We start from the raw sequence: 26,849 nt of genomic DNA, 5'->3' as shown, positions 1-26,849 counted from the left end.
CTGTAGTAAGATTCATATTAATAATTGGCAAGTTAACAGCATCAAGCTTATCCTATATCAGGTTTATCAGAAAATTTCATTAGGGGGATTTTAACTTTAATTTCAATAGAAAGGGTGTGTTTATTTGGAAAACAAAATTACTGTACCAAAAAAGTACAGTATGATTAGTTATACCTCGCTAGTTATTGGGGTTATTTGTATTTTCATTGTTTTTGTAACACCGACAAGAATAGCAAATGTCGGGAATTTAGCAGGGGATTATATAACATTCTTCCTTACGGGTTTAGGCTGCGTACTATCTGTAATCGGAATAGTGAAGAAGACAGAGAAAAATGTAATTCCCATTCTATCTTTAATCTTCTCCTCGTCTTTCTTTATATTCTGGATAATTACGATTATCCTATTGTTTACTGGTCAAATAGAATTTGCTCCGTAGTGTGTAATTTCAAGTTAATAACGTTCGGTCAATTTTGCAAAAGTGGGGGGATTGCTCATGTTAATCCCTTGGAGGAACTGTGCATTCCTTCCGAAATTAGGCTAATTCCATTACAGGCGCAATTCAGAAGCGAGAATTACGCTTTTTCTTTAGAGCGCGATCCTAGCACAAGGATTAGTGCTCATTTTCTTTTTATGACAGTTTGTGCAGGCTTGTTCGAAGATAGAAAATCCACCATGTAATGCCCGATTTTTTATTTAGAACGCTAATCACTAAGGCAATTTTTTTGGGTAAAAATAATATTTCAGATTATTCGAAATTAAACAGTGTTTTTTATTGACTAACCGTTCATTCAATAATAAAATGAAATAGAAAATTCAGTAAAAACGGAGGGGTTGTATTGGATTTACATTATGAAATCACTGGCAAAGGTCATCCGGTTGTTCTTATCCATAGCGGTGGAACTGATTTGAGGCTATGGACATTTTTAGCCCCCCTTTTATCTAAGAATTATAAAGTGATTGCTTTTGATGGCCGAGGTGCTGGTCAATCACCATCCCCTTTAAAACAAGCAAACTATGTTGAAGATGTCCTGGCACTTATGGATGATCTGGAACTTAATCAGGCAACGATTATTGGCCATTCCATGGGCGGCCAGATTGCAACCGATTTCGCTCTAAATTACCCTGAAAGAGTATCAAAACTTGTATTAATTGCTCCTTCCTTGACTGGCTTCCCGTATTCAAAAGAGTTTGAACAGTATCATATCAAAATATCAGAAGCTGCACCTGATATAGGTAAGATGTTAGAACTTGCCCTTCATTCACCAACTTATCAAGTCGTTATCAATAGTCCGCAAAAAGAACTGAATGTTCAAATGCTTAGACATCATTTCGAGCGTATGCTTAAGTGGTCTGCTGATTTTTGCATAAAATGGCCCCAGCCGAAAGCATATGAAAGATTAGGAGAATTGAATCCCGAAACTCTATTTATTATTGGCGATCAGGACTTGGCAGATAATTATCGGGTTGCCGATTTTTTCCGGAAGGTTTCAAGCATCCACTTCCTCGAAATGCAGGATGCTGATCATATGTTGCCGCTTACTCATTCCGAAGATTTATATCATGAAATCATTGCTTTTATGGAGGATTGAACATACATGCCACGTACACCCGAAGAGAATGACCGCATTCGCCAAGCATCCAAAGAAAATATTCGCGCAGCTGCTATCGAGTTATTTATAAAACAGGGATATTACGCTACTTCTATAAGCGCTATAGCAAAACAAGCGGGCATTTCGAAAGGGTTGCTTTATAGCTATTACAAAGGAAAAGAAGAGTTGCTAGCTGAAATGGTCGAGACCAGAATCAGAGAAGTAGTTGAAGTAATGTCAGAAGCAGTCAAGTTGGAGACACCTAGTGAGCAGCTAAAATATATAGTCAATGGAGCCATTGATAATATCGATAAAAACCCAGAGGTTCATCGATTCTATCTGCACTTGCAAACTCAGCCAAGGGAAGATAAAGAGTTGATCAAATTCAGTTATCGTATTATCGAGGAAAATGCTAATCAGTTTGAGTTGCAGTGTGAAATATTCGAACAAATGGGAGAAAAGGATCCGAGAAAACGATCGCTATATTTTTCTACTGTACTGCAAGGGATGATGTTGATGATAGCCACCTATCCACAGAAGTTTCCGATAAAAGAACTAAAGGAGCAGATAATAAGGGAATTTTGTAACTAGTCTAAAATAATATCCTACAAAGGAGATGTTTTGAGATGGAAACACGTGTGAAGCAAATAGAATTTAATGGATGTATTTTCCAATATCGCGAGACTGGGGAGCCTTCTTCCCCGCCGATTGTTGCACTTCACGCTCTGGGAACAAGTGCAGAATCATGGGATCAAGTGGCTGCAGGATTAGGAGAAAATTACCGCGTATTAGCTTTAGATCAACGGGGGCATGGAGGGAGCGTGAGAACTAGTAAATACACTTTTGAACTAATGTGTGATGACTTGCTGCATTTTGCGAATGCGATGAATTTTGAAAGGTTTACCCTAATGGGCCATTCGATGGGAGGTACAGTATCCTATCTATTCGCAGAGGCATTTCCGACAAGGATAGAACGGTTGATTGTTGAAGACACCCCTCCTCCTTCTCTGGGCAAGCCAATCGAAATTCCATCTAAACCGGCGGATTCCCTTCCGTTTGATTGGGAGGTTGTACCTTCGATTCTGCGGCAGCTTAATGAACCTAATCCCGAATGGTGGGCGCGTCTTACCGATATTATCGCTCCGGCTCTTATAATAGGCGGCGGGTCCAGTCATATTCCTCAAAATAAATTGCAGGAAGTTTCAAGGCTTATTCCGAATGGCGAATTCGTGTCGATAGAGAATGCTGGGCACTTTGTGCATGATGATAATCTCTCAGCCTTTTTGGATGCTGTACAAAAGTTTACTTAATACATTGACCAGCCGACCAATGGTCTAGTCACTAGGTGAATAATAGATCGCATGTTCCGCAATCGAGTGTGTTTCTACAAGAGTGGAGACACTTTATCACACTGGCGAGGCAATTTGAATTTGAAAAAGAAGGAAAAAAATGAGTAAGAGCTTGATAAGTCCAAGCTCTTCTTTTGTGAATTTACTTGTATTATAAATATAATTTTGGAAATGAATTAGCTATACTGATTTAATACTTTGTTTAATATTTCTTTTGTACGTTCAATTAATTCAAAAGGCTCCTTAATAATCGCATTTTCTCCATATCCGATAAAGTAATTTGATAAAAAGGTAATATCATGTTTAGCAATACTACCTTCTATAAAACCTGATCCATCATCCCTTTTTCTTAAATAGACAGTAGGCCAATTTACAGATTGGAATTTGTCTACTCCGCTTTTGGTCAATTCCACATATATTTCCATCGTTTCTTTATGCTGATTAAGAATTGAAAAACGATTTCTTAATTTTATATTCGATAGGTCAATGGGGTCATTTTTTTCATCACGTTCTACATACCTTATTCGATCACATCTGAACACTCGATAATCTTTACTGAGAAAACAATAAGATGGACAATACCACTTTCCTTCATTTGCATAAATACCAATCGGCTGAATGCTTCTTACGCTAGTTTTTCTACTTGTTTCATAACTAATAATTAGAATGTCCTGTTGAATTGCCGCATCCAATAGCTGTTTTAAAAATGAGCTTTTTTCCTGTTGATGTACAGATTCAAAATCAACTCGATCTTTCATTTGATCAATGGTGTCTCTAATATCGCCGGAAAGATTTAAGTAAAATTTCTTTATGATTGACTCATACTCAATATCAAAAGGAAGTGATATATAATGTCTTAATGCATGGATGGCAAAAAATATAGAAACAGCTTCATCCTCATTAAATGCGATCGGAGGTAGAATCCTTTCATTTAAGATTTGATAACCTCCATGGGGACCTACTTCTGAGTACAATGGTACCCCCATCTCACTCAATTCCTGCAAATCTCTTAAAATCGTTCTTTTTGATACTCCAAACTCTTCTGCTAATTCCCTAACGGTAAATCTTTTCTTTCGATTAACCATCATGATCATTTCATTTAATCTTTTTGCTTTAGACATTCCTACCTCCAAATAAGCAACAGTGACAAAAGTTGTCACTATTATAATATATAATGACCAATAGATACAGAATAAGGAGGATGATAGTCTAGATAGAACAAAGACAAGACTTTATAAAAAGAACTAGGAATCGTTCAGCTTATTTCATTGACTCAGGAGGAAGCACAACGTTTCTTATCGGTTTTTGAAAATAAATGGTGGGGGACCCATATATGTATGTAACTATTTCAAATTTCATTGAAGAATGGAACAAGGAAGCTTTATTAACTCAAAACGTTTTAGATGGTTTGACAGATGACTCATTAAAACAGCAAGTTTATCCAGAAGGCCGTACACTAGGGAGAATTGCATGGCATTTAACAACATGTATGCCAGAATACTTGGCTGAATTCGGGCTGAAGATGGAAGAAGTAAAAAATGCAGAAAATATCCCAATCTCAGCTAAAGAAATTGCCGAAACCTTTAAAAATGTAAGTTCAAATGCAGCCAAAGCCATTGAACAACAATGGAAAGACGAAACCTTGAATGAGGTGCAAATAGCATTTGGAAGGAAAGAAACAAATGCCCAAATTTTAATGGGGTTAATCAAGCACACGATTCATCATCGCGGTCAAATGACTGTTCTTATGCGTCAAGCAGGATTGAAACCATTTGGAGTTTATGGACCGCCAAAAGAAGAGTGGGTCCATTTTGGGGTAGAAAACCCGCCTCTCTAATGGTGCTAAAGGAAAGCGTAGTCCAAAAAGGATTAACGCTTTTTTATTGATATGATTAGAAAACTAACCTATATAAATATCTTATTCAACAATAGGGCTAGATTGTGGAATATCACTCTTTTAAGTAAAGTTACCAAACGACGCTTTAGGAACTTGATTTTCAGATAATGTAACTAACTTTACATATAAAGGAGGATTTACTTTTAAAAATAATCACATGTGTTGATTAACCAAATTTATACAGTGTTTTCTTTGTCCAATTCCTAATGAAATGCGAGTATTTCTTTGATACCGATGCCTCGATTGGAAGAGTAGCGCAAAGTAGCTGACGTGGAAAACCATACTGAACCTCAGCTAGAATTTCATTGATTTAGAAATAAAATTTTGAAGTAGTGGGAAAATGTGGTATTCTTAGCCATGAGAGATTCTTCCTCGTAAATGTTTGTGTGGTAACTTACATTTTACAAGGAATCTCTCATTTTTTATTAGATTTTAAATTAAAAACTAATCAATCAACAGACGTGTTATTAAGTTAAAATGAGTATCAAAAATAATGACTTAGGAGTGATGAAATTGTTTAGTTTTTTTCGTAAAAAAAAATGTATTGAAATGGATGTTGACAGGTTAAATAAAATGTTGGTAGCAGTTTTAGAAAAACTGCCAAGTGAATATTCAATTTATTTGAAACAAATAAAGGAAGGGATTTTGCAAGATATTTTTCCTGTAACTGGATATTCTGATCATTATATTGGTGTTTCATATCAAAGGGAAGTTATAAAAAAATATGAAAAAAAAGGTGAGAAAGATTATTCTATCACGGGTGTTAACATATTTAATGAAAAAATGAGCAAAGATGTCCAACTTGAGATTTTTTTTAGCTACGGAGTAATCGCAGGTGTTTCCTCCGATGATGAATTAATCCTATCTGATTTAGATCTAAATAAAATTAACATTGAATTTATTAAAGTGAAAGAAAAGCCTTTGGATGGAACCGTGAAAAGGGAATTGTTATCTTTCGGAATTCAAAGCGTTAATGAGAGTGAAGTATTTGAAGTTAAAGTAGGAGACCGTAGAATGTTACACTTAAGAGATTTATCTGATGGTGATTTCTTGGCTATTGAAGATGGTGATTTCTATTTAATCAGTATTTCCCTTAAAGGGGTATTAAAGATTTCATCTGCACATTACGAAACTATTAAGATGAATTTATTTGATCTTACTGAGGACGATATTTATTCATTTATCCAAGAGTAAGAAATTCACAACATGAATTTCTCGTCTAAAGCAAATTGTAAATACAGAAGCCGAAGTGAAAGAATATTACCCAATGCAAATCGTCTTAGAACGAAAATGAAATATTTTCGGATTCAAGGTGACGACCTTCAAAAAGACTTTGATAATTTGGAGGTGCTTTCAACGTTGATGAGTAATCTTGTTTATTCTATTTCGGCAGCAGGAGAGCAAGGGATCGAAACGGCGGAACATTCGGGTTCACGCACCAATTAGATGGAAAGAGATTAAAGAAATGGAAACGTTCATCTATATTGATTAACTAGTTTTGGGGTCACTTCATAATAAGGAAAGCGTCTTTCTTCATGAAAAACGCCAGATTGTGAGGTTGTAAATTTAGCATAAATAGTAGGGAAGTAAATAAGGTGTTTAGTCAAATGCCTCTTCTTAAGGTTGGGGGAGCAGGTTAAACATACAATCTGATGAAATAGACGGAAGAATTCCGCTTATTTGGTAAAAAGTATTGAAAAAATCCATAATAGACGGAGAAATTACCCTTATTGACTCGAAAAACCGTGAAAATAGGGGGTTTTGCTTTGTATAAGCGGAAAAACTCCCCTTATTTATCCCGAAATGTGCTTCAATCAGCAAATAACCGGATATTTTCCGCTTATTTTACTTTCCCTGGTTACTTAATTAATGATAGGATTTATATTTAAATTGTGGAATAACACCTAGATATTTAGGTGAAAGTTTAGGCGAGTATTTGAAATTTTGTACTTAAAGTAACGGATCAGTTTAGTGCAATTAGAATAGAGGTCTTAATAACCTTACTATCGAAAAGAATACATATAACATAAAAATCAACTATTAAGCTCCCTTACCGTATCTGAACTAAATCTATCTGAAAAACAAGTTGTAACTTCACAGCTCATAAATGGAGGTGGGATATATGGACAAAAGGAACACAAAAACGGAAACATATTTTAATACAAAGGATATTGCCAAACGTAATGCCTTATTAAAGCAATTAGTATTTGACTTGCCAGAGGACGGAAAGGACTTTTTTCTAAAAGCATACAAAAAAGAGCGATATTTGGATATGCGGCTTACTGCCATTAGAGGATATGCAGCCTTTGCAAGCGAAGAAGAAGTTGCTATTTTAATGAATAAGATGCTGGAAATCTTAAAAAAGCGTCCCGAAAGAACACCATATAATTATCAGGAATATGAAATCTTGCGGTCAGCTTTTTTGATGCCCTACCTGCTGGGAAAATACCCCTATGACTGTTTCAAAAAATTTAATGAACAGTTAGAGAAACAGTACGATGCCATGCCCGAAGTTTTCAAAGGAATTTTCACCAGCAACGATAAAGGTGAACATATTCAACTAATTCCCCCAGCAGTAGTACGGAAACAGATTGAAGATTTCCTGCGTGGGTGAACTACATACTAATAAGTAATGCGCCGGATCGACAATCTCTGAATCAAGGAGTTGTGAAGGATTCCACATAAACTAAAGGGGGAGGTAAGTGGAAGAAGAATTGAAAGTTGATAGGAGTGATACCGTTGAGTAAGAAAGCATTTCATATATATAACCTAATTTTTTTGTTTTTGTTATTTTCATTTAATGTATTAGCCTTATTTGGGGCCGGTATGAGTGGAGGAGGAGTAGATTCCTCTATGTGGTTTGCAACTGGGCTTTCGTATATCATCTGGGGTATCTTTTATTTCCTTCAATTTGTACGCCCTTACAAAGTTTGGCGAATTTCTTGGCTCTTCATTATGGTCATTTTTTTATTTTTTTGGGAAACAGGTCTTGGTGTAAAAATTGGTCTGATGATTGCATAATAAACAAGCGAGCTAAAGCAATTTGTGCTTAGCCCGCTTGAACGCCACTTTATGGAATATCATAGTACCAATGAATGTTAAATCGGTGGATGAAACAGCTTAAAAAACAAAATTTATATGCTCTGTACTTATAATTCAAATGGTGTATCACTTGAATACATTTCATGGAAGAATCCCTTGTACGGAATGTCGTCCTCCAAACACTTTATAAGGTACATTAACTCCTCGTCACACACTGGATTGTTACCATTATTCTTCATTACCTCAAACGCGTCTATAATATTTTCCATAATAGTCGCGTTAATAAATACTGGTAACTTATCTAGCATATGATCAGCAATTTCGGTTTCAGACCTGTACCCATCAAGAATGATAGTAAAGTATTCTTTCATAAACTCTCTACGTTTTTTAGGATCTGGATCAAATTGGATCCACCCAACCCCTTGTGTCCAGAGATCAGCAAGGTCATACATATAATAGCCAAAACAAGAATTATCAAAATCATACACTGTAATTTGGCCATTATCAAAGTCTATCGAATAATTCCCGTCATTGAAATCAAAATGAATCATACCAAAATTTGCTCTACTTCTATTGAAGTTTTTCAGTGTCTTTATAAGTTCTTTCAGTCTTGTTTTAAGTAAAGACAGAGTATCGGGTATCAACTCATCGATGTAGTTTTCATTATATTTGTCGAAAAAATTATATCTGCTATGAACAGGAGTATATTCTTTTGATAATTGATGCAGTTTACCAAGGACTTTGCCGCAATTATAGTAATATTCAGTTATTTCAACGCCTTCTCGGTATTGATAATTGTTTTCCACAAGCCTTTTTCCTTTAGCTTTATCAAATAAGCAGACAAAAAACGTATGGTTGTTACAGGAAATTTTCTCCAGAATATTTCCGTTTAATGAACTGATGACATTTGAAACACTGCCACCATGATTGAATAGGTATTTTATATATTCTAATTCACCGAGATAATCTTCTAGGTGCCTGTCGTTTAAGTAAGAAATCCTAAGTATTTTTGATTTTGATCCTTCTTTTTCACAAATATAGACTATATTTCGCCCTCCCTCGTGTGGGGAAATCAGTCCAATTCGATATTCTTCCAATCCATATAATTTTGTAATGGCTGAAAGCAAAAATTCATCACAGATTTTAATAACTTCATTCCAATTCATATTTTCCTCCTTGTTTCCAGGAGGGTTAAAGTATAGTCACCCTCCTATTTGCTGTAAGATTAACCAATACTGTGTTTTTCATAAAATCACCCTTTTATCAAAATTAGTATTATATAAGTTTACCTTATATGAATCAATTATGTCACACTACCTGCTGTACTTCCACACTAATTCATTGCCTCCTCAATAGGTTTTCGTCATGTTAAGATACAAAGATATTTATTCAAATTCAAAATAGGTAATTTTCTGTATAAGAGGACATGTATCTAATGGAATGAGGAAACGAAGCATAGTTTGTTTAATGAATGAGCAAATTTGTTCAAGTGAAATTGTGAAGAAATGTACTTAAACAACCGCGCGCTTTTCTTTAATAAGGAATGGGTATTTTTCCAATTATATGGAAAATTATTTAGTGATGTACTTGCATTTGTTTTCAGAAACAATGACTTTTAGATTTCCTGCAACGTATTTGAGTGAAAAAGGATAATTGGTTTTTGATAGATTTTTCTTTTTTGCAGGAAATTGTATGTGTATTTTAGAATGTAATAATGATGAAAATAATGTAAATAAGTACTCAGAGAATAGGGGGGGCGCATAAATGTATGAACCGAAGATGAAAGAAACTGACAATAGTGTAATTGAATTTATTGAAAGTGTCGAAAATGAGAAGAAGAAGGCAGATGCCTATCAGTTAGTAGAAATTTTTGAAGAGGTAACTGGTTACAAAGCAAAAATGTGGGGTCCTAGTATTATAGGCTTTGGCAGCTATCACTATAAGTATGCATCAGGACATGAAGGGGATGCGCCTTTGGTGGGTTTTTCACCAAGAAAGGCGAAAATTAGTCTTTATTTGGCCTATGAAAGTGAAGAAAGAGAAAAATTATTAAATAGCTTTGGGAAACACACGAAGAGTAAGGCTTGTATTTATGTAAATAAATTAGCTGATATCGATACCAATGTTTTAAAGGATTTAATTATACATACAGTAGAAACATATCAGAATCTTTATCCGAACGACTAAAGATATAGCCATCGTGAGAAATGATTGTAATTATCAGAATTTTTACATGACTCAATATCTTGTTGGTTATAATAATTTTTGGAGTACATATCCAAATAAAATTAGAGGAGCTGAAAAAAATGCAATTTATTCCTTATTTACAGTTGAACGGAAATGCAAGAGAAGCAATTGGATTTTACGAAAAGGTATTTCATGCAGAAAATTTAGGAGTTATTACATTTGGTGAAATGCCCACTGCCCCAGATTTTCCTTTCCCAGAGGATGCAAAAGATCTTGTTTCACACGCTACGATAAGGGTTGGAGAGTCAGTAATTATGTTTTCAGATACATTTCCAGGTCAACCGGCTCAAGAAGGAAACCTGGTGACCATTTGTGTCACGTTTGACAATGCAGACAAAGCTCGCCAAATTTTTGAAGCATTACAGGATGGCGGTCAAGTTGAAATGCCACTAGCAGATACGGGTTTTAGTCCTGCTTACGGGGTGATTAAAGATAAATTCGGTGTAACCTTTCAAATTTACACTGAAGGATATCAAGGGTAGTGCATACGATAATAGTAGAAAAACGGCTTTGTATGAATAACAAAGTCGTTTCCTTTTTCTTGCAAAATGGACTGAAAACTATTTATTGCAGCTAAAATTAGTGAAATAAAAATGCTATTTGAAGAGGAACGTGAAATACTAGTAAATTACTTACAAAGTAGAAGGTAAGCTAACACATATACATTGTTTCTTCCAGAATAGGGCGCTCTTCTGAAAAATAAGGAAAGCGTCTTTCTTCATATAAAGGTGTTTCTAAATCGGTGCCTTCGATTTTATTTGATATGATTGGAGTGTTAATAATGAAATTTATAGTTTATGATAATGCCCATGATTTTGAGAGAAAGATAGAGTCGTTTTTATTGGAAAAGGAAGATGTGTTCAGTCTTTTTTACGGTGTGCTGCAAGCTATTAAAGCGGGTAATTATGAGAGTCCATTTATGGCGACAATTGAGGAAGATGGAAATGTGTTAGCCTTTTTCCAAATGACACCCCCGCATCCATTAAATCTTATTTTTGTCGATGAAAACCGTTTAGAAGAAATAATAGATTTCTTCATAAGGAAGATGGTCGAACTTGAAATTGACTTTCGTTCGATCATCAGTTTGAAAGAGTGGGCATATAAAGTCGCAAAAAAGTGGGAAATTAAAACAGATAAGACTCATCAACTGCTTATGGATCAGGGATTGTATCGTTTAAACAAGGTTAATGAAACGCTTGAACACAGTCCTGGTTCTTGGCGTTATGCAGAAGAAAGTGATTCTCCACTTATCGAGAAATGGTTCAACTTATTCGAAAAGGATGCCGGACTGCCGATTTCGCCAATCGAACAAGTGAAAAAACGTGTGGCAATGTTTCTAAAGGAACAAGAGGTTTTTATTTGGGAAGATAAAGGAAAGATCGTATCTATGATGAAGAAGTCACGTCCTACAATGAACGGTGTAACCGTTAGTTTTGTTTTTACCCCAAAGGAAGAAAGTAAAAAAGGATATGCTCGGACGCTTGTTACGGCGGTATCAAGAGAACTGCTTAAAGAATTCAAGTTTTGCGTACTGTACACAGATATGATGAATCCGACATCAAATAAGATCTATCGGGAAATTGGCTATGAAAGGATTGCAGACTCTGTTCATCTTGGTTTTGATAAAGATAATTGAACATGTTGAATCTTTCTGCTGTTGGAAGTGGATTGTCTTAGGAGAGGAGATAAAAAAATGATTGAATTACGAAAGATAACTGGGGATAACATAGATGAAGTAATAGCACTTGAAGTGGAAAAAAACCAGGAAGACTTTATAGAAACTACTAACCTCAGAAGCTTTGCAGACGCTCATATGATGAACGCAGACGGTATACCAGCGACTCCCTTAGCCATTTATGCCGATGAGTCTGCGGTTGGATTTTTGATGTATATTTATGATACGTTGGATCATGAATCATTTGAAAATGAAATTTTTTACGGGAAGAAGAGCTATTTTATTTGGCATATTATGATTGATAAGCGTTACCAGGGGAAGGGATATGGCAAACTTGCTTTTGAAAAAATGTTGATGGATATTGAAACGATGCCAGAGGGGGAGGCAGAATATGTAGTCCTCTTTTATCGGACAAGCAATGTCATAGCTAAATCATTATATGCTTCATTTGGTTTCGTAGATACAGGAATCATTCAGGATCATTCGATGTTGGCGATTAAGAAGCTAGATGGGAAAATAACAGAATCTTTAGAATCTCAAGGAAAGAAATGTAAGCTATCAATGTCATGACCCATAATAAACACAAATATGGGGAAGAAAAAACGATTTTGTTAACTTTGTCTTAGCGAAAATATATTATTTATACCGCAATCTGGCGCTTTTCTGAAATAAGGAAAGCGTCTTTCTTCATGAAAAGGACCATTTTCTGGAATGAGAGAAGGGATTATTTGTTAGTAAATCGAAGTTAATTCAGAAGATGTTTTTTAAATTTATCATCGGGGCAATTTACCACTACGCAAGATCATAAAAATATTTGAGGAGGATATATGGGGAAATTAATTGCAAACGTAAGTAGCACATTGGATGGTATCTTTACTGGACCGAAAGGCGAAGAAGACAACATGGTAAGCTGGGCGATGCCTGGCATCATGGATTCCACAGATGACGGGCTTTTGTTGTTTCAGAAGGCTGACGCAATCTTGATGGGGCGGGTCACATATGAAGGTTTTGCAAGCTTTTGGCCGTTCCAAGAGGGAGATTGGGCTGATGCTATGAATAAGACTCAAAAGTTTGTAGCAACAAATAATAGTGAGTTTAAAGAAGTCCATTGGGGAGACTACGATGATACCATTACTCTGCTTAACTCTGATGTCATGTCGAAAATAAGGGAGATAAAAAGAGAAATCAAGGGTGATATTATTGTTTCCGCAAGCGCAGGTCTTATTCATAGTCTGATAAATGCTGTTTTACTTGATGAACTGCGAATCATCGTTCATCCGGTCATATTGGGCAGCGGTAAACGTTACTTCGACAACATCGACACACGTCATGATATGAGATTAATAGAAACCAAGCTTTATGAAACAAGCGGTTCAATGCTGATGCGATATGAGATCATTAAATAATGGCCATTGTTTTTTGAGAATATATCTAAACGGAGGCAGTTATTCCACAAGTATTATAAAGAAGCTTATAAAACAATCTTGCCCAAAACAGGAACACGTCTATTCCTGTTCTGGGCAAGGTCACTGATTAAGTGTTCGAAACTTTTTGCACAATGAAACGTATAAAAATGGCGAAGGAATGTAATTGACCTATGTAGCAGGTTTAGAAGGCAATTCACAACAAAGGGGGATAAAAAGTGGATTTATTATCTTGGATAGCTGTTGGGTTTATCATAATCGGATTTGTTGTTCTTTTTTTTATAACAAGAAATATGGAAAATGAGGTCCATCAAAGTTCAGCTACCCAATCCATCATTTGGCGGATAGTGGGAACCGCAGTTTGGGGGATCGTGAGTATCTTCCTTATTGTGTATTGGCTATTTCCCAGATTTTTGTGAAGAACTGTCTCTAAACAATCGGGCCATTTTGTTGAACGAGGGGGAATACTTTTGAAACAAGGCAGAATCATTATCATTACTGGTTCGCCAGGAACTGGAAAAAGCACAACGGCGTCTATTGTTTCTAAAGAATCTAGCTTATCAAAAGCTGTACATATGCACACGGATGATTTTTATCACTATATTCAAAAGGGGGCAATCCCTCCATTTTTACCAGAATCACAAGAACAAAACCTAATTGTAATTGAAGCTTTTTTAGAAGCTGCAAAACGTTTTGCACGTGGTGGTTACGATGTGATTATTGATGGAATTGTTGGTCCTTGGTTCTTACATCCGTGGTTAAATGCTGTACAGGAAAATTTCGAAATACATTACATTATCTTAAGAGCGACTAAAGAAGAAACGATGAAGCGAGCAATCAACCGCACGAAATTAGACGAAAATGCCAACATTGAATTGGTTGAAAAAATGTGGGAGCAATTTAACGATTTAGGTGCCTATGAATCCAATATGATCGACACAACAAATCAATCTACAGAAGAAAGTGTGTCAGCAATAAAAGCTATAATAGAAAAGAAGTCGTCTTTACTCACGGCATGATGCGATCCAACAGGTAAGCAATCGGGCGCGATTGTGGTGCACCGTTGATCCGGCAAAGAGCCAATTTGTTAAATAAGGAAATAGAGAATAGGAAAGATTGATACGCAATCTTTGAAAAAGATTTAGGGATAATGGGGGTGAAAAATGGTAAAGTTATTTGGATTGATTTTTATATGGGGGATTCCAGCACTGTTATTATGGAGCGTTGTTTTAAGTATCATTCGTATAGTAAAAGAGCCTGTATCAGGGCAGTTCTTAGGGCGGACACTGACATTTATTGGCGCCATTTATTCTTATACTGTGAGTTCGTTTGCTGCCTGGTTTGGTCTTATTTGTATAATTTTTGGACTTGCTGGTTTTACTGAAGATGCGATTTTTGGTCCAATCATGTTCATATTATTCGGCGCATTTATGGTGTATAATTTTTTCCCTCGTTATCATATGCCAGAATGAATCGAATAAGCATCTTTCATTATTAGCAATAATGGCATAAAGGCAGCAATCAAAATATTATCCTGATCTTTAACAAAAGGGCGAAATTCTTCAGCAAGAATTACGCTCTTTCTTTATATAGGGGACCAGAATGTGAAAAAAAAGATGAAGTACTTAAAGGGGGGAATCGGTTATTTTTAACCATGAAGCATGACGAAAAGCAGTAACACAGTGGATACGATTCCAGAAAAGGTCGCCATTATTAAGTAATGGCGTTTATTTATGTTGATGGAATAAAAATATGGCATACCTTCACCAAATTTTAACTCTACATTTGATTAGGTGCGTAATTTGATTTATTAATAATATGTTAATGACTTTCCTTTGGGAGACATGAAATGTTTATTTTGAATCATTCCAAAGAGATAACATAAATTAGTAGATTTTTTAAAAATTTTTATTGCAACGATTCTACTCCCTCATTCGACTTTATTATGAAAAGGAGGGGATACTTACATGGATGTTGGGAAATTGGTACAAGAAGCGAAAAAGGGGAATGATGAGGCATTTGAACTTCTAATAAGTTCTGTGCGTAATAAATTGTATCGTACAGCCTATTCATATGTTAGAAATGAGCAAGATGCCCTTGATATTTATCAAGAAACCATTTATAAGGCTTATACTTCACTAAAAACATTAAAAAAACCAGCTAGCTTTCAAAGTTGGATAATAAAAATACTGATCTTCAAGTCTATTGATTTTATCCGAAAAGAGTCCAGGCATTTTACTACAGATGATGAGAAACTATTTGCAGAAATAATTTCTAAAGAAAGTGCAGACGGCATAGCTCATTCGATGGATTTATCTGAAGCCTTTAAGTCCTTGGATCCTAAATACAAAACCATTATTTTACTGCGGTATTATCATGATCTATCCATAAGGGAAATTGCTAACATCATGAATTGCCCTGAAGGAACGGTGAAATCGCATTTGAGTCGAGCGCAAAAAGAACTGAGGCCAATTTTAAAGGAGGGCTATTTTTATGAATAAGGAAAAGTTTAATCATTCTATTGATAACATTGATATACCTCTTGAAAAGCTAGTTGCCAGGGAAAAGGAAGCGATGCTCCAAGCAAAGAAAAATAGAAAAATCAGAAGAACAACAAGGCATTCCCTGTTGATTGCATGTGGATTATGTATGGCCCTTCTTGGATCTGGATTTGTTTCTCCAGGAATGGCAGCAGCTTTATCGAATATCCCGCTTATTGGACCAATTTATGCGCAATTTAGTGACATTGCCTCTGATAAAATTCAACAAGATCAGCTTACGACAGAAATTGAAAAACAAGATAGTCAAAATGGCTTAACAATGATCGTAAAGGAAGCGGTTTACGATGGGGGCCGATTAATCGTAACAGTAGAATATACAGGTCAGAAAAAGCTTTCTCTTTCAGAAGAAATGGCTGGCATAAATTACATTACAATTAACGGACAGCCGGTCAAGCCTGCCATTGCCTCCACAGGCCAGGATGAAATCGACTCAAAGACGATCATTGAACATCATCAATTTACTTTATCTAATCCTAATGAATACGGTGATAAAATTGAGGTTGCGGTTCATGGGGAAAATTTATTTGGACATAAAGGAAAATGGAATGTAGCTTTTCCTCTTGAAAAAGTAAATGGGGCTATTCATGAGTTCTATCCAAAGGCTAAAACGAAAACAACCGAAAAAGAATATGCAATAACTGCTGACAAAGTAACATTTTCACCTCTATCAACTCGAATAGACTTAACTATTGATTATCCTGCTGCAATGGATGAAAACGATACATGGCCATGGTTTGACTTCGCAGTAGTCGATGATAAAGACCGTGTATTTGATCGTTTAAAACTGCAAGCGGGTATGGCTGGGGACTACGGACACCATATGGTATTAGTGCTGCCTCCAATGGATGAGCTGCCACATTCATTAATCCTCAAGCCTGCTGAAATAAACAAGGAAGGCTATAGGGAAGAAATTAAGGAATTAGAACTGGTTGTTCCATTAAATAATAAATAGCAATTATTAAATTGATTCAGGGTTTGTTTAATAAGATTTCTTTTTAAATGGTAGACAGTTTATTTGTTGGATGAATGGGCGTAATTCTGCAGCAAGAATTACGCTCTTTCTTATGTATAGTGCCAAATTGTTGAAAACTAACGAACGAGTCAGTTGATGAGAAAATGATATACTTAAAGAAAACTTGTTTGTATAAGGAGACTCATAATTTTGGATGCAAAATGTATTATATTCTCTGAATTTGGCAGCCCTAAAGATGTGTTAAGAGTTGAGTCTAAAAGGATTGAACCGCCAAAAGATAATGAAGTCCTTGTTCGAATGTTAGCTCGTCCTATTAATCCATCTGACCTAATCCCGATTAGAGGGGCGTATTCTCACCGAATTTCTTTACCAACTATTCCGGGATATGAAGGCGTTGGCATTGTAGAAGATGTCGGTCCTTACGTTTCTCAGCATTTGATTGGTAAACGTGTTTTACCTTTGCGTGGGGAAGGCACATGGCAAGAGTATGTTAAAACTTCATCAGAATTGGCAGTTCCTATACCTGACTCAATTGATGATTTTACGGCAGCACAGATGTATATCAATCCCATTACAGCATGGGTGGTTTGTACAGAAATATTAAAACTAGGACAGAATGATACTCTATTGGTTAATGCGTGCGGATCTGCGATTGGGCATATTTTCGCTCAATTATCGAAGGTTTTAGGATTTCGGTTGATTGCAGTGACAAGAAGTAATACATATACAGAAGATTTGCTTCATCTCGGTGCTTCCTATGTGATAGATACTTCTGCATTTCCGCTCCGCGAAACAGTTATGGAATTAACGAATGGCAAAGGTGCAGATGCTGCTATTGATTCTGTTGGAGGTTCATCAGGAAATGACTTGGCTTTTTGTGTTCACCCTAATGGGAACTTTTTAACCATTGGTCTTTTATCAGGCGTACAAGTAAACTGGGCTGATATTGTAAATAAAGCCAAGGTGAATGCGAACATGTTTCATTTAAGGAATTGGAATAAAGATGTGACAGCAGATAAGTGGCAAGAAACTTTTCAAGGTTTGATAAAACTAATCCAAGATGAAAAACTGAGTCTGATGAGGAAAGATTCTCACTACGACTTATTAAACATAAAAAAGGCAGTTGATGCTGTTGAATCTTCAAAGACTGCCAAAGGAAAAGTGTTTCTAACAAGCTATTGAGCTGCTATTTCAAGTAGAGAGTACATCATTCGATGGGGCGCATTTCTGTATAAAGAAATGCGCTCTGTCTTTGTGTAAAGGGCTAGATTGTTGAGGAATGTCTTCTTCCTGTACTGAGAAGCCATTTATTCAGAAATGCTAATCTTTAATAATCAATCCCATTAGCGATGCAAACTGAATTGCCTGATAGGAAGATACCTTGCAGCCATTTAAGCTTTCGATGGAAACAGTAAGTGTTTCAAAAGCAGACGAGCTAATATCGATTCCTTTTAATGATGTTTGCTCAAAATTTGCTCCATCAAGATTGCATTTTTGGAATTCAACCTTTTTAAGTTTGCAGTCATAAAAATCTGTACTATTTAATGAAGCTTCTTTAAATATAACTTTTTCTAGCTTAGAGTTTCCGAATCCCGCCAAGTTTAATACCGAATCCTCAAACATAACATTTCCTATGCTAGATTCTGCAAAATTAACGCCGACTAATTTGCAATTTTTAAATTCGACTCTATGAACGGATGATTTGCTTAAATTTACATTTGATAAATCGCAATTTTCAAAGCAAACGTCTGTAATATCAATATTACTAAAGTCTGTATTTGTGAACTTACAATTCTTTATCACTGCATTGTAGAGCCGGACTCTATCTACTGCTTCATTTTCAAAGGCGGAATCAATGATCTGGCACATTTCGAGAATGGGGTCTTCTTCATAAAAAATATCATGGAAGTTTCTTGAAGATAACTCTGGCGAAATTTTTGGAAAGTCAATTTTCATAGGAGATCCTTCTTTCTATTTATTAGTTAGCTAACCAGCAATTAAAGAAAAACATATACATAGTTGGTTACCTGCTGATATATAAGCAGTGCTTTATACTTTTTAGCAAGTGACTGTATGAGCTTATTGTAATCATTGAGAATAAGCTGTTATGTCCTATCATCCTCTGTTTCTTCACTTTCTTCAACTATTTTGTTCTTTCCTTTTGGTTTTAAATATTTTTCCTAGCAACCTCCGCAGCAGCTCTTATTTTTAAGTCATTTAATAGAGGACGAATATGAATATTAATGCTAATAATGGTGCAGTATTGAGATATTAACTATAGGTGCAGGCAGAAACAATGTTATACGAAACTTACAAACATTTCCTATTCTTGAGAATTAGCATTGCTGGCTGATCTTTCTATTTTCTTGCATTCTATGCAAATGTATAAGCTTTTTCGACACACTGAGTATTTCTCCTTAATCTAGAATCGAGATTGACATGCTCATTAAAATGGATTGATCTACTAGGAAGGATTTTATTTAGTAAACCAAACGAAAGTTTCGTTGTTTCAGATAGAATTATCCCAACAATTAATATCAATGTTTGGAAATATAGAAGGATACAAATTACTGGTGAAATCAATACAGATTGAGATAATTAATGCTTAATGGAATAACTAAGCCCCTCTCGAACGAGAAGGGCTCTTTAATTTTGCCTGGTTTTTCGGTCCTGATTGTTGAGGATGTTAAATTTACCATTAATAGTGGGGAACTTTATCATAAATAGGTGCGGTTTTTTTATTGAATTTCCAGTATTAAGCTTGCTTTGAACATGTAGAAATGAAGGTTAAGTGTCTGTCCCAAAAGGGTAAATTCTTTCAAAATGTAAAAACAAAAATCATGATATATCTATGTTTTTAAGAAAAGGAGCAACTCTTAGTCAAAAATTCGACTTGTGAGAATGCTCTTTTTTGTTTTAAAACAATTTTAATTATCCCCTTGGTAATTCGTTATGGACTGTTACGGATATTTACGGTTTGACATTTTCAGAAAATGATTTATAATCAAATTATAAATTGTTATAATTTGTTACGGTTTGTAACGGATTGGGAGGAATAAAATGAACATCTTTCAAATGAAAACCCAGCCAAATGGAATTGAGCGAATTACTGAATTTATTTCACAGGGCTTTGCTTGTATTGGTTACCCAGGAATTGGAAATCTTGAGGGAGTTGAAAAAGACGAAATAAGAAAAAGGCTCCATGAAAAATACAAATGGACAGGAAGTAAATTGGGGAATCATTTGGGAATAGTAAATGCCTTTACCAACACAATGAATGATAAAGATATCGTTCTAATCACTGAAGGAGAATGGGTGCATATTGGAGAGATAGGACCATATTATTACGATGATAAATTTGAAGATGAGGGTATGTGCCATAGACGGGATGTAACATGGCTTAAAAAAGTACAAAGGCATCAATTGAATGAGTTCGTCAAGGAACTGCTTCGTAATAGGAGCATTGTTACTAAGTTTAAACATCCATTTGATATTGCTGAATTAGATAAAGTCCTAAGCACTGAAACAGACTTAAGTGATAAACAACAAACTTTTGCATTTGATGAGACATTAGTTAGTGAAGAACAGGCAAAGAAAGCACTACAAGTCTTATTATCTGCACTTGAATCTGAAAATGAGGAAGTAAGGGTAGATGCAGCCAAGAGCATTTTAAAGGTTTCAAAATTATTAGGATGAGGAGAGAGTGAGTTATGATAGTTTCTATTGATACGGGGAAGGAAAAGAAAACTATTCCCTTTAGCAAGGATTACAAAAACTGGAGGAAAAACCTTATAGACACTGATTATAATCAAATTAAAGATGAATTGAATCGAATGATTGATTGCGACGAAATTCATACAGCTGGGTGGATGCCTGGGTCTAATTGGAGGGGAACAGTTTTTGAACCTATTTATCATGCTTGTGGAAGAAATCAAACTCAGGCTGCACTATTCTTCGGACTAATAGTATATAAAGTTTTTATGGAAAGACCTGATGCTTGGGCTTGTGGAAGATTTCAACTAAACGGTAAGGACATAAAAAGTTTAACTTATTTTAGAGTGAATCCGTAAACTAAAAAATTGTAGGTGATAGATGAATGAATACAAAGTATTTATGTCCACGATGTGGCACTAAATTACGAGAGAAAGATTGGGAAATGGTACATGAAATGAGAGATGGCAGTATTATTATGGATGCACATCAAGTTTATGAGTGTCAGGATCATGAATGTGGATACATGAAGCGGTGGGAATCGGTACCAGAGATTATTGCTCAACAAGGAGATGAACGTTTATTGCTTTTGTATCCTAATGAACGGGGACGGATTCTTGATGTGGAAACAAATTTGATTTATCCAGAATTTCATTACCAATCCATTCTTGCAAGAGGCTATTGGGACGACTATATTGGTAATCATGATGTAGAATTACTCCTTGAAAATGTTCGAGATAGCGAGGCGGCTTATATGGAGACACCAAATATATTCGAATTTGCAACGAGTGAATTATCACAGGATGCTTTCTTATGCTGGCTAATGTCATGGAGTCAGGAAACACACCGCTCATTTGACAAGAGTTTGCATGACGCTTCAGTTGACTTTGTGTCGATGATGTTCAATGTTCATGGCATTCCAGTGCCGACAATTGAAAAAATGGAGATTACTAGGCAATTTCAAGGGTTGGATATTCTTGCAATTATCAATGATACATATGCCGTTTTAATTGAGGACAAAACCTTTACTAAAAACCACTCTAATCAGCTAGAACGGTATCGCGAAGCTGTAGAAATGGCTCATCCTGATAAGATTCAACTTCCGATTTATTATAAAATAGCAGACCAAAGCCATTATCGTTCTGTAGTCGAAGCGAAGTATTTTCCGTTTACACGTGATAGAATGCTAAAGATTTTACAGAGGGGTAGGAAAAATGGTGTCAACCATCCGATTTTTCTCGACTATCTTGCTTATTTGGAGAAACTAGAAAGTAAAATCAATAGTTATAAAATAAAACCTATCATAGACTGGGATGGTTTTGCTTGGCAGGGCTTTTACAAGGAGCTTCAAATGCATTTTGATGGCAACTGGGGTTACGTTTCTAATCCTAGGGGAGGATTTTGGGGTTTTTGGTGGAAGCCACAAAGCAAAAAAAATTATTACCTACAGCTTGAGCAGCAAGTACTGTGTGTAAAAATCGAAGCAGAAGATATCCAAGATTTAAGGAAGTTCCGAAATGAAGAGATGAAATCGGTTCTATCGGAATCGGAAAAACACGGACTTCTGTTACAAAAACCATCAAGATTAGGTACTGGGAAAACGATGACCGTAGCCCAGAAAACAAACTATATCCGTACTCAGGAAAATGGTTTGATAGATATGGATAAAACAATAGAAGAACTTAAAAAGTTTGAGTTGTGTTATTAATACAATGGGTGTAAATAGAAGGGACTGTTCAGTACTAAAATCTTAACTAGTTTCATTTCTACAAAAAACCTCATATGGATACACTGCGGTGAACCTTATCGTAGGTAAATGAGGTTTTTTAGTCAAATGACTATCCTTAAGGTTGGGGGATCAGGTTAAGCATACAATCTGATGAAATAGACGGAAAAATTCCGCTTATTTCGTAAAAAGTATTGAAAAAATCCATAATAGACGGAGAAATTACCCTTATTTACTCGAAAAACCGTGAAAATGGGGGATTTTGCTTTGAATAAGCGGAAAAACTCCCCTTATTTATCCCAAAACGTGCTTCATTTAGGAAACAACCGGATATTTTCCGCTTATTTTACTTTCCCTGTTTAGTTAATTAATGATAGGTTTTATATTTAATTGGAAGTGTACAGTTTTTAATATTTGTATTGTAAACAAAAAAGGGTGCATTCTTTATATTCAAGAAAATCCCATTTAGTTGCGTCTCGGTGAACCGTATTACAAATTAAATATAGTAATCCAACTATGGCAATACTTGATTTCAACAAACGGTGCTTTTCTGAAATAAGAGGTTTGGTAATACAAAAAAGACATTCCTGAAAAACAGAATGTCTTTTACTAATTCTTTACATTTAACGTTTAACATTTAGTTTCTCTTTTTCAAAAACATCCTTTACTACATCTTCAATCGTTACATTTTCGAGAACCTTCTCCAATGCACTTTGAGCACTGAAAAAGAGTGGTTCAATTGTATTTTGAATATTCCTTCCGACGGTACAATCAGGATTTGGATTTTCATGAATGCTAAACAGTTCGTTGTCCTTGACAACATTAACGGCTTTATAAACGTCAAGCAATGTAATATCCGATAAATCCTTTGCTAGTTCTGCTCCTGCAATACCTGGCTGTACTTTTATTAATCCTGCTTTTTTTAGCATCCCCATAATTTTTCTGATCACGGCTGGGTTCGTGTTAACACTTCCAGCTAAATATTCAGATGAACTTACTCCATCTTTATTTATTTCGATTAGAGTTAATATATGAATTCCAACGGAAAATCTGCTGCTGATGGACATCTTCAATCACCTTCCTACCTTACTTTTTTACGAGAAAATAAATTAATTTGTTCATCATGTAATTCATTCGATTGCAAGTATATTATAACTTAAAAGATTATTCATAATGAAAAATGTTTTTTTATTTTGTTGACATTCATCCAACATGTAACTACAATGATTACATGTAATTGAATTAATTACAACTGAATTTATCCATGCAGGAGGGCTATAAAATGAAAATTGGAATTATTGGTGCAAGCGGGAAAGTAGGTAGTCTTATTTTGAAGGAAGCGGTTAGTCGGGGACATCAAGTTACAGCTATCGTAAGGGATAAGTCAAAAATCAAAGAAACGAATGTTGCGGTGATCGAAAAAAATATATTAGATCTTACACAAGAGGACGTTAAGCAGTTTGAGGTAGTCGTAAATGCTTTCGGTGCTCCACTTGGTGAAGAGCAAGCACATGTCGATGCTGGACATGCTTTAATTGAGGCTTTAAAAGGAACTAATACAAGAGGAATCATTGTCGGTGGTGCTGGAAGCCTTTATGTAGATGAAAATAAAACTGTTCAGTTAATTGATACACCTGAATTTCCAGATTTCGTTAAACCAACTGCAAAAGGTCAAGGGCGGAATTTACAAGAATTACAGGCAACAGCTGATATTACTTGGACATTTATCAGTCCTTCTGCCGTATTTGATGTGAAAGGAAAAAGAACTGGAGCTTATAAGTCAGGAAAAGATCATCTTCTTGTAAATTCAAAAGGTGAAAGCTATATCAGTTATGCGGATTACGCCATTGCAGTTTTAGATGAAATTGAAAATCCACAGCACTTAAACGAACGTTTTACAGTTGTTGGCGAAGCAGAGTAAGTAGTGACACGACCTATCTTGAAGGAGATTTTTTGCTATGAATCAAAAAGAACTTTCTCTAATCTATGTGTGGGATGCATTCTGTGGCGGGTGTTACGGGTTCTCAGCTACCCTACATTGCTTCTGCAGAAAGGTGACGAATTTATCGTGCTTGGTGGAGGCATTATGACTTCTGAAAAGATTGAGGGCCGTCTTTCAAAAATAACATAATTGAATTTAACTTAAACCGACCGTATTCTATTAGAAAGGTCGGTTTTTTAATATAAGAATTATGCAATGCTAATTAGCCTTAACAAAGAAGTATTTCTATACTATTACCATTCCAAGTTGAATGTAAAGTATGTAGGAAGTGTCAACAGCAAGCCCTCTAACTCCTTTTTGGCGTTAATCAAATCTGTTTTGCTTGGATTTCCCACCGTGCAAGAAGTGTATCTACCCCAATCTGAGCAGCCTTTATTCGCTTCTCAAGCAACCTCGTCTGTGACGCACCGGTTTTTATTTTATCGGAATGCCCTATATCTCGATTAAGATATTCAGCAATCGGGCCATATTCTTGAACACTATTCAATAAGGAAATTGATAAAAATTGAGATTGTAAAGGTTTCTACTTATACTAGATGTAAGCAGTTTAGTTAAAATAGATTTAAAACGCACAATCATGTTTGGTTTGCTTTAACGTATGAAATAGGAAATTTTATCAAAGGTTGATGCAAAAAATAAAAAGGATGAGGAGGATTGAATATGATAAGCGATACAGATTTGAAGCACTTGCGACGCTGTGTTGAATTAGCAAAAATTGCTTTGGAGAAAGGTGACGAGCCATTCGGTTCAGTACTTGTTTCAGCCGATGGAAAGGTGCTTTTTGAAGATCATAACCACGTGGCAGGCGGGGACCATACTCAACATCCGGAATTTGCTATAGCGCGATGGGCAGCTAATAACATGGGACCTGAAGAAAGAAGCAAGTCGACAGTATATACCTCTGGGGAACATTGCCCTATGTGCGCTGCGGCTCACGGCTGGGTTGGTTTAGGCCGGATCGTTTATGCAAGTTCATCTGAACAGTTGGGACAATGGTTAGGTGAATTAGGCGCTGCTCCATCACGTGTTCGGAATCTGCCAATTCAAGATGTAATTATTGATAGCACCGTAGAGGGCCCTGTTCCTGAACTAGAGGAGGAAGTACATCAACTCCATCGTCAGTTTTACGCAAAGAGACCATAAGAATAACACGAGCTCGAGAGGTAGTTCTGTCATAAGGTTATACATATAAAAATAAAAATAAAAATAATAAAAGCCTACAGTTAGTAGGTTACATTAATGTAGCCAAAGAAGAGCTGGTACCACGTTAGGTTAAGCCTATTGTCTCTTTAGAGATGATAGGCTTTTTATAATTAAATATGTTTTGGAGGGGAACTTGAATGTTAATTAGAGAGATAAAAATGGCTGATGCTTATACCTTTGCTGAACTTATGAAGCAAGTTGAAAACGAAGCAGAATATATGCTTATGGAGCCTGGAGAAAGAAAGGGGACTCCTGAACAAACAAAGAAATGGGTAGAGCAAATAGGGAAAAAGAAAAACTCAGCCATATTTGTTGCTGAGAACGAAGACAGCCTATTAGTCGGTTATTTAGCTGTCATTGGCGGCGATACAATCAGAACAAAACACACAGCTTATGTCATTATTGGGATATTGGAAGAATACACTGGACGTGGAATAGGAACAAAGCTATTTCAAAGCTTAGATCGATGGGCTAGAACGAATAATATTTTACGTATAGAACTTACAGTAGTTATTGAAAATGTTGCAGGTATTGCACTATATAAGAAAATGGGTTTTGAAGTAGAAGGAGTAAAGAGAAATTCTATTATAGTAAAGGGGAAAATTTTAGATCAATATTATATGTCCAAGCTATATTAAATCGTTATTGAACTAAAGGGTGCGATTCTTCAATAACGAAGATCGCTTTTTTCTTCAAGTAACAACGCAGTTTAGTAAAAACACCGACTAAATGATTAGCCGGTGTTTCTTTTTCTATTTATTCAAGCCACCCTTGGGGGTTATCAGCAAGAGTCTGAATTTTATCCATAAAAAGAGCTGCATGGTACCCATCACAGACAGAATGATGAACCTGTAAGGATAAAGGCAAGTTAATGTCACTGTTTTGATAAATGAATCCACCTGCAGTCACTATTGGTAAAAAGTAGTTTGGGTTATTATTCAAGTTTAAGTTAAAACCAGTAAAGGGAGTCCATGGAATCATAGAAATGTTAACGACATTTTCAGGGATCGGTGTTTTAGGAAACATTTTTCCTGTACCATTGTATCGTTCAGCATCGGAAACGTAGTTGTCATAAAACTTTTTAAAATCTTCATCTGTATTAGTAGAAATAGCTGAAAACAACTCTGATGTCTTATCAAAGATCGTATACAAAGGAATTAGCTTATCCCAGTATCCAAACTCTCCATCTGAATTAAAGTTCATTCTAAAATTTTTATGTGAATTTACTACATGCGTAACTAAAAAGATGAATACAGGATAGAATTTATATCCTTTTTCTTTTGTCACTTTATATAGTTCAGTAATATCAATGTTTCTAGTGATGCTAAAGCTCGTTTGTTGGTTTAAGAAATGATTGAAAATTTCTTTTCGTTCCCAATTATTTATATCAATTTTATTAAATTCCATCTTTCATTCGCCTCCTAAAATTAAAAAACTAGATAATTTTAGA

General features: G+C 35.6%; 29 protein-coding genes. 24 read left to right on the top strand and 5 right to left on the bottom strand.

The features are described 5' to 3' along the window. Positions 1-160 precede the first annotated feature (160 nt). The 4 genes from C1726_RS05620 (at position 161) to C1726_RS05605 (ending at position 2,899) form a co-directional block, all read left to right on the top strand. Positions 161-436, top strand: coding sequence for a hypothetical protein (locus tag C1726_RS05620; protein WP_407642012.1), 276 nt, complete (start codon positions 161-163; stop codon positions 434-436). 400 nt (positions 437-836) lie between these two features. Further along, entirely contained in the window at positions 837-1,589 is a 753-nt protein-coding gene (locus tag C1726_RS05615) for an alpha/beta fold hydrolase (protein ID WP_102272265.1), read from the top strand. A 6-nt stretch (positions 1,590-1,595) separates the two neighbouring features. Continuing rightward, positions 1,596-2,180, top strand: coding sequence for a TetR/AcrR family transcriptional regulator (locus C1726_RS05610; RefSeq protein WP_102272264.1), 585 nt, complete (start codon positions 1,596-1,598; stop codon positions 2,178-2,180). 35 nt (positions 2,181-2,215) lie between these two features. Next, positions 2,216-2,899 (top strand): alpha/beta fold hydrolase, encoded by a 684-nt coding sequence (locus tag C1726_RS05605; protein WP_102272263.1) that lies wholly within the window; start codon positions 2,216-2,218, stop codon positions 2,897-2,899. A 215-nt stretch (positions 2,900-3,114) separates the two neighbouring features. Here C1726_RS05605 and C1726_RS05600 read toward each other — a convergent pair whose 3' ends face one another. Further along, on the bottom strand, positions 3,115-4,059 hold the full coding sequence (locus C1726_RS05600) for a helix-turn-helix transcriptional regulator (protein WP_102272262.1): 945 nt from the start codon (positions 4,057-4,059) through the stop codon (positions 3,115-3,117). A 212-nt stretch (positions 4,060-4,271) separates the two neighbouring features. On the opposite strand from C1726_RS05600, the gene C1726_RS05595 reads away from it, so the two are divergent. From C1726_RS05595 to C1726_RS05580, 4 genes are all read left to right on the top strand, one after another. Next, positions 4,272-4,775 (top strand): DinB family protein, encoded by a 504-nt coding sequence (locus tag C1726_RS05595; protein WP_102272261.1) that lies wholly within the window; start codon positions 4,272-4,274, stop codon positions 4,773-4,775. A 573-nt stretch (positions 4,776-5,348) separates the two neighbouring features. Beyond that, positions 5,349-6,029 (top strand): hypothetical protein, encoded by a 681-nt coding sequence (locus C1726_RS05590; protein WP_102272260.1) that lies wholly within the window; start codon positions 5,349-5,351, stop codon positions 6,027-6,029. Positions 6,030-6,957: 928 nt separating this feature from the next. Beyond that, positions 6,958-7,449, top strand: a complete 492-nt coding sequence (locus C1726_RS05585) for a hypothetical protein (RefSeq protein WP_102272259.1) — start codon at positions 6,958-6,960, stop codon at positions 7,447-7,449. 125 nt (positions 7,450-7,574) lie between these two features. Continuing rightward, positions 7,575-7,856, top strand: coding sequence for a hypothetical protein (locus tag C1726_RS05580; RefSeq protein ID WP_102272258.1), 282 nt, complete (start codon positions 7,575-7,577; stop codon positions 7,854-7,856). Between the two features lie 128 nt (positions 7,857-7,984). Here the strand turns inward: C1726_RS05580 and C1726_RS05575 are convergent, their stop codons facing one another. Next, positions 7,985-9,043, bottom strand: a complete 1,059-nt coding sequence (locus tag C1726_RS05575) for a phosphotransferase enzyme family protein (protein WP_180968108.1) — start codon at positions 9,041-9,043, stop codon at positions 7,985-7,987. A gap of 598 nt (positions 9,044-9,641) precedes the next feature. Here C1726_RS05575 and C1726_RS05570 point away from each other — a divergent pair. The 10 genes from C1726_RS05570 to C1726_RS05520 all read left to right on the top strand — a co-directional run bounded on the left by C1726_RS05570 (position 9,642) and on the right by C1726_RS05520 (position 17,939). Beyond that, positions 9,642-10,064 (top strand): DUF1801 domain-containing protein, encoded by a 423-nt coding sequence (locus C1726_RS05570; protein WP_102272257.1) that lies wholly within the window; start codon positions 9,642-9,644, stop codon positions 10,062-10,064. A 119-nt stretch (positions 10,065-10,183) separates the two neighbouring features. Next, a complete protein-coding gene (locus tag C1726_RS05565) occupies positions 10,184-10,606 on the top strand; it encodes a VOC family protein (protein ID WP_102272256.1) in 423 nt (140 codons plus the stop codon). 299 nt (positions 10,607-10,905) lie between these two features. Beyond that, positions 10,906-11,760, top strand: coding sequence for a GNAT family N-acetyltransferase (locus tag C1726_RS05560; RefSeq protein ID WP_102272255.1), 855 nt, complete (start codon positions 10,906-10,908; stop codon positions 11,758-11,760). A 57-nt stretch (positions 11,761-11,817) separates the two neighbouring features. Further along, the gene (locus C1726_RS05555; protein WP_102272254.1) at positions 11,818-12,369 is read left to right on the top strand and encodes a GNAT family N-acetyltransferase; all 552 of its coding nucleotides are present in this window, start codon (positions 11,818-11,820) and stop codon (positions 12,367-12,369) included. A 257-nt stretch (positions 12,370-12,626) separates the two neighbouring features. Continuing rightward, positions 12,627-13,205: a dihydrofolate reductase family protein gene (locus tag C1726_RS05550; protein ID WP_102272253.1), complete on the top strand. Its 579-nt coding sequence runs from the start codon at positions 12,627-12,629 to the stop codon at positions 13,203-13,205. A 488-nt stretch (positions 13,206-13,693) separates the two neighbouring features. Further along, positions 13,694-14,242, top strand: a complete 549-nt coding sequence (locus tag C1726_RS05540) for an AAA family ATPase (protein WP_102272251.1) — start codon at positions 13,694-13,696, stop codon at positions 14,240-14,242. A 144-nt stretch (positions 14,243-14,386) separates the two neighbouring features. After that, positions 14,387-14,695, top strand: a complete 309-nt coding sequence (locus tag C1726_RS05535; RefSeq protein WP_102272250.1) for a hypothetical protein — start codon at positions 14,387-14,389, stop codon at positions 14,693-14,695. A 495-nt stretch (positions 14,696-15,190) separates the two neighbouring features. Further along, the gene (locus tag C1726_RS05530) at positions 15,191-15,724 is read left to right on the top strand and encodes a sigma-70 family RNA polymerase sigma factor (protein ID WP_102272249.1); all 534 of its coding nucleotides are present in this window, start codon (positions 15,191-15,193) and stop codon (positions 15,722-15,724) included. Further along, positions 15,717-16,736, top strand: coding sequence for a DUF4179 domain-containing protein (locus tag C1726_RS05525; RefSeq protein ID WP_102272248.1), 1,020 nt, complete (start codon positions 15,717-15,719; stop codon positions 16,734-16,736). The genes C1726_RS05530 and C1726_RS05525 overlap by 8 nt, the downstream gene beginning before the upstream one ends. A 207-nt stretch (positions 16,737-16,943) precedes the next feature. After that, complete coding sequence (locus tag C1726_RS05520; protein ID WP_102272247.1) at positions 16,944-17,939, top strand: zinc-dependent alcohol dehydrogenase family protein; 996 nt, start codon at positions 16,944-16,946, stop codon at positions 17,937-17,939. A gap of 138 nt (positions 17,940-18,077) precedes the next feature. On the opposite strand, the gene C1726_RS05515 is transcribed toward C1726_RS05520, so the two are convergent. After that, entirely contained in the window at positions 18,078-18,713 is a 636-nt protein-coding gene (locus C1726_RS05515) for a pentapeptide repeat-containing protein (protein ID WP_102272246.1), read from the bottom strand. 1,104 nt (positions 18,714-19,817) lie between these two features. Here C1726_RS05515 and C1726_RS05510 point away from each other — a divergent pair. Genes C1726_RS05510 through C1726_RS05500 form a run of 3 tightly spaced genes read left to right on the top strand, consistent with a single transcriptional unit; the run spans position 19,818 to position 22,176 of the window. Further along, positions 19,818-20,453 (top strand): hypothetical protein, encoded by a 636-nt coding sequence (locus C1726_RS05510; RefSeq protein ID WP_102272245.1) that lies wholly within the window; start codon positions 19,818-19,820, stop codon positions 20,451-20,453. A gap of 14 nt (positions 20,454-20,467) precedes the next feature. Continuing rightward, the gene (locus C1726_RS05505; protein WP_102272244.1) at positions 20,468-20,827 is read left to right on the top strand and encodes a hypothetical protein; all 360 of its coding nucleotides are present in this window, start codon (positions 20,468-20,470) and stop codon (positions 20,825-20,827) included. Between the two features lie 26 nt (positions 20,828-20,853). Continuing rightward, entirely contained in the window at positions 20,854-22,176 is a 1,323-nt protein-coding gene (locus C1726_RS05500; protein WP_102272243.1) for a PD-(D/E)XK nuclease family protein, read from the top strand. Between the two features lie 641 nt (positions 22,177-22,817). On the opposite strand, the gene C1726_RS05495 is transcribed toward C1726_RS05500, so the two are convergent. Continuing rightward, positions 22,818-23,261, bottom strand: coding sequence for an Rrf2 family transcriptional regulator (locus C1726_RS05495; RefSeq protein ID WP_102272242.1), 444 nt, complete (start codon positions 23,259-23,261; stop codon positions 22,818-22,820). 215 nt (positions 23,262-23,476) lie between these two features. On the opposite strand from C1726_RS05495, the gene C1726_RS05490 reads away from it, so the two are divergent. From C1726_RS05490 to C1726_RS05470, 3 genes are all read left to right on the top strand, one after another. Next, on the top strand, positions 23,477-24,115 hold the full coding sequence (locus C1726_RS05490) for an NAD(P)-dependent oxidoreductase (protein ID WP_102272241.1): 639 nt from the start codon (positions 23,477-23,479) through the stop codon (positions 24,113-24,115). 741 nt (positions 24,116-24,856) lie between these two features. After that, positions 24,857-25,339, top strand: a complete 483-nt coding sequence (locus tag C1726_RS05475; protein WP_102272240.1) for a nucleoside deaminase — start codon at positions 24,857-24,859, stop codon at positions 25,337-25,339. Positions 25,340-25,536: 197 nt separating this feature from the next. After that, the gene (locus C1726_RS05470) at positions 25,537-26,037 is read left to right on the top strand and encodes a GNAT family N-acetyltransferase (protein ID WP_102272239.1); all 501 of its coding nucleotides are present in this window, start codon (positions 25,537-25,539) and stop codon (positions 26,035-26,037) included. Between the two features lie 118 nt (positions 26,038-26,155). Here C1726_RS05470 and catA read toward each other — a convergent pair whose 3' ends face one another. After that, positions 26,156-26,806: a type A chloramphenicol O-acetyltransferase gene (catA, locus tag C1726_RS05465; RefSeq protein ID WP_102272238.1), complete on the bottom strand. Its 651-nt coding sequence runs from the start codon at positions 26,804-26,806 to the stop codon at positions 26,156-26,158. Positions 26,807-26,849: the final 43 nt, after the last annotated feature.

The organism is Cytobacillus massiliigabonensis (assembly GCF_900199725.1).
In the GTDB taxonomy this organism is placed as follows: Bacteria; Bacillota; Bacilli; order Bacillales; family Cytobacillaceae; genus Cytobacillus; species Cytobacillus massiliigabonensis.
Note: the sequence above shows the minus strand (reverse complement) of the source record. Positions and strands in the feature narration are given on the sequence as shown.

Excerpts from the sequence above, each read along its gene's own strand:
- C1726_RS05620 (WP_407642012.1), top strand. The coding sequence starts at position 161 with ATGATTAGTTATACCTCGCTAGTTATTGGGGTTATTTGTATTTTCATT.
- C1726_RS05610 (WP_102272264.1), top strand. The coding sequence starts at position 1,596 with ATGCCACGTACACCCGAAGAGAATGACCGCATTCGCCAAGCATCCAAA.
- C1726_RS05605 (WP_102272263.1), top strand. The coding sequence starts at position 2,216 with ATGGAAACACGTGTGAAGCAAATAGAATTTAATGGATGTATTTTCCAA.
- C1726_RS05600 (WP_102272262.1), bottom strand. The coding sequence starts at position 4,059 with ATGTCTAAAGCAAAAAGATTAAATGAAATGATCATGATGGTTAATCGA.
- C1726_RS05595 (WP_102272261.1), top strand. The coding sequence starts at position 4,272 with ATGTATGTAACTATTTCAAATTTCATTGAAGAATGGAACAAGGAAGCT.
- C1726_RS05585 (WP_102272259.1), top strand. The coding sequence starts at position 6,958 with ATGGACAAAAGGAACACAAAAACGGAAACATATTTTAATACAAAGGAT.
- C1726_RS05575 (WP_180968108.1), bottom strand. The coding sequence starts at position 9,043 with ATGAATTGGAATGAAGTTATTAAAATCTGTGATGAATTTTTGCTTTCA.
- C1726_RS05570 (WP_102272257.1), top strand. The coding sequence starts at position 9,642 with ATGTATGAACCGAAGATGAAAGAAACTGACAATAGTGTAATTGAATTT.
- C1726_RS05565 (WP_102272256.1), top strand. The coding sequence starts at position 10,184 with ATGCAATTTATTCCTTATTTACAGTTGAACGGAAATGCAAGAGAAGCA.
- C1726_RS05560 (WP_102272255.1), top strand. The coding sequence starts at position 10,906 with ATGAAATTTATAGTTTATGATAATGCCCATGATTTTGAGAGAAAGATA.
- C1726_RS05555 (WP_102272254.1), top strand. The coding sequence starts at position 11,818 with ATGATTGAATTACGAAAGATAACTGGGGATAACATAGATGAAGTAATA.
- C1726_RS05550 (WP_102272253.1), top strand. The coding sequence starts at position 12,627 with ATGGGGAAATTAATTGCAAACGTAAGTAGCACATTGGATGGTATCTTT.
- C1726_RS05535 (WP_102272250.1), top strand. The coding sequence starts at position 14,387 with ATGGTAAAGTTATTTGGATTGATTTTTATATGGGGGATTCCAGCACTG.
- C1726_RS05530 (WP_102272249.1), top strand. The coding sequence starts at position 15,191 with ATGGATGTTGGGAAATTGGTACAAGAAGCGAAAAAGGGGAATGATGAG.
- C1726_RS05525 (WP_102272248.1), top strand. The coding sequence starts at position 15,717 with ATGAATAAGGAAAAGTTTAATCATTCTATTGATAACATTGATATACCT.
- C1726_RS05515 (WP_102272246.1), bottom strand. The coding sequence starts at position 18,713 with ATGAAAATTGACTTTCCAAAAATTTCGCCAGAGTTATCTTCAAGAAAC.
- C1726_RS05510 (WP_102272245.1), top strand. The coding sequence starts at position 19,818 with ATGAACATCTTTCAAATGAAAACCCAGCCAAATGGAATTGAGCGAATT.
- C1726_RS05505 (WP_102272244.1), top strand. The coding sequence starts at position 20,468 with ATGATAGTTTCTATTGATACGGGGAAGGAAAAGAAAACTATTCCCTTT.
- C1726_RS05500 (WP_102272243.1), top strand. The coding sequence starts at position 20,854 with ATGAATACAAAGTATTTATGTCCACGATGTGGCACTAAATTACGAGAG.
- C1726_RS05495 (WP_102272242.1), bottom strand. The coding sequence starts at position 23,261 with ATGTCCATCAGCAGCAGATTTTCCGTTGGAATTCATATATTAACTCTA.
- C1726_RS05490 (WP_102272241.1), top strand. The coding sequence starts at position 23,477 with ATGAAAATTGGAATTATTGGTGCAAGCGGGAAAGTAGGTAGTCTTATT.
- C1726_RS05475 (WP_102272240.1), top strand. The coding sequence starts at position 24,857 with ATGATAAGCGATACAGATTTGAAGCACTTGCGACGCTGTGTTGAATTA.
- C1726_RS05470 (WP_102272239.1), top strand. The coding sequence starts at position 25,537 with ATGTTAATTAGAGAGATAAAAATGGCTGATGCTTATACCTTTGCTGAA.
- catA (WP_102272238.1), bottom strand. The coding sequence starts at position 26,806 with ATGGAATTTAATAAAATTGATATAAATAATTGGGAACGAAAAGAAATT.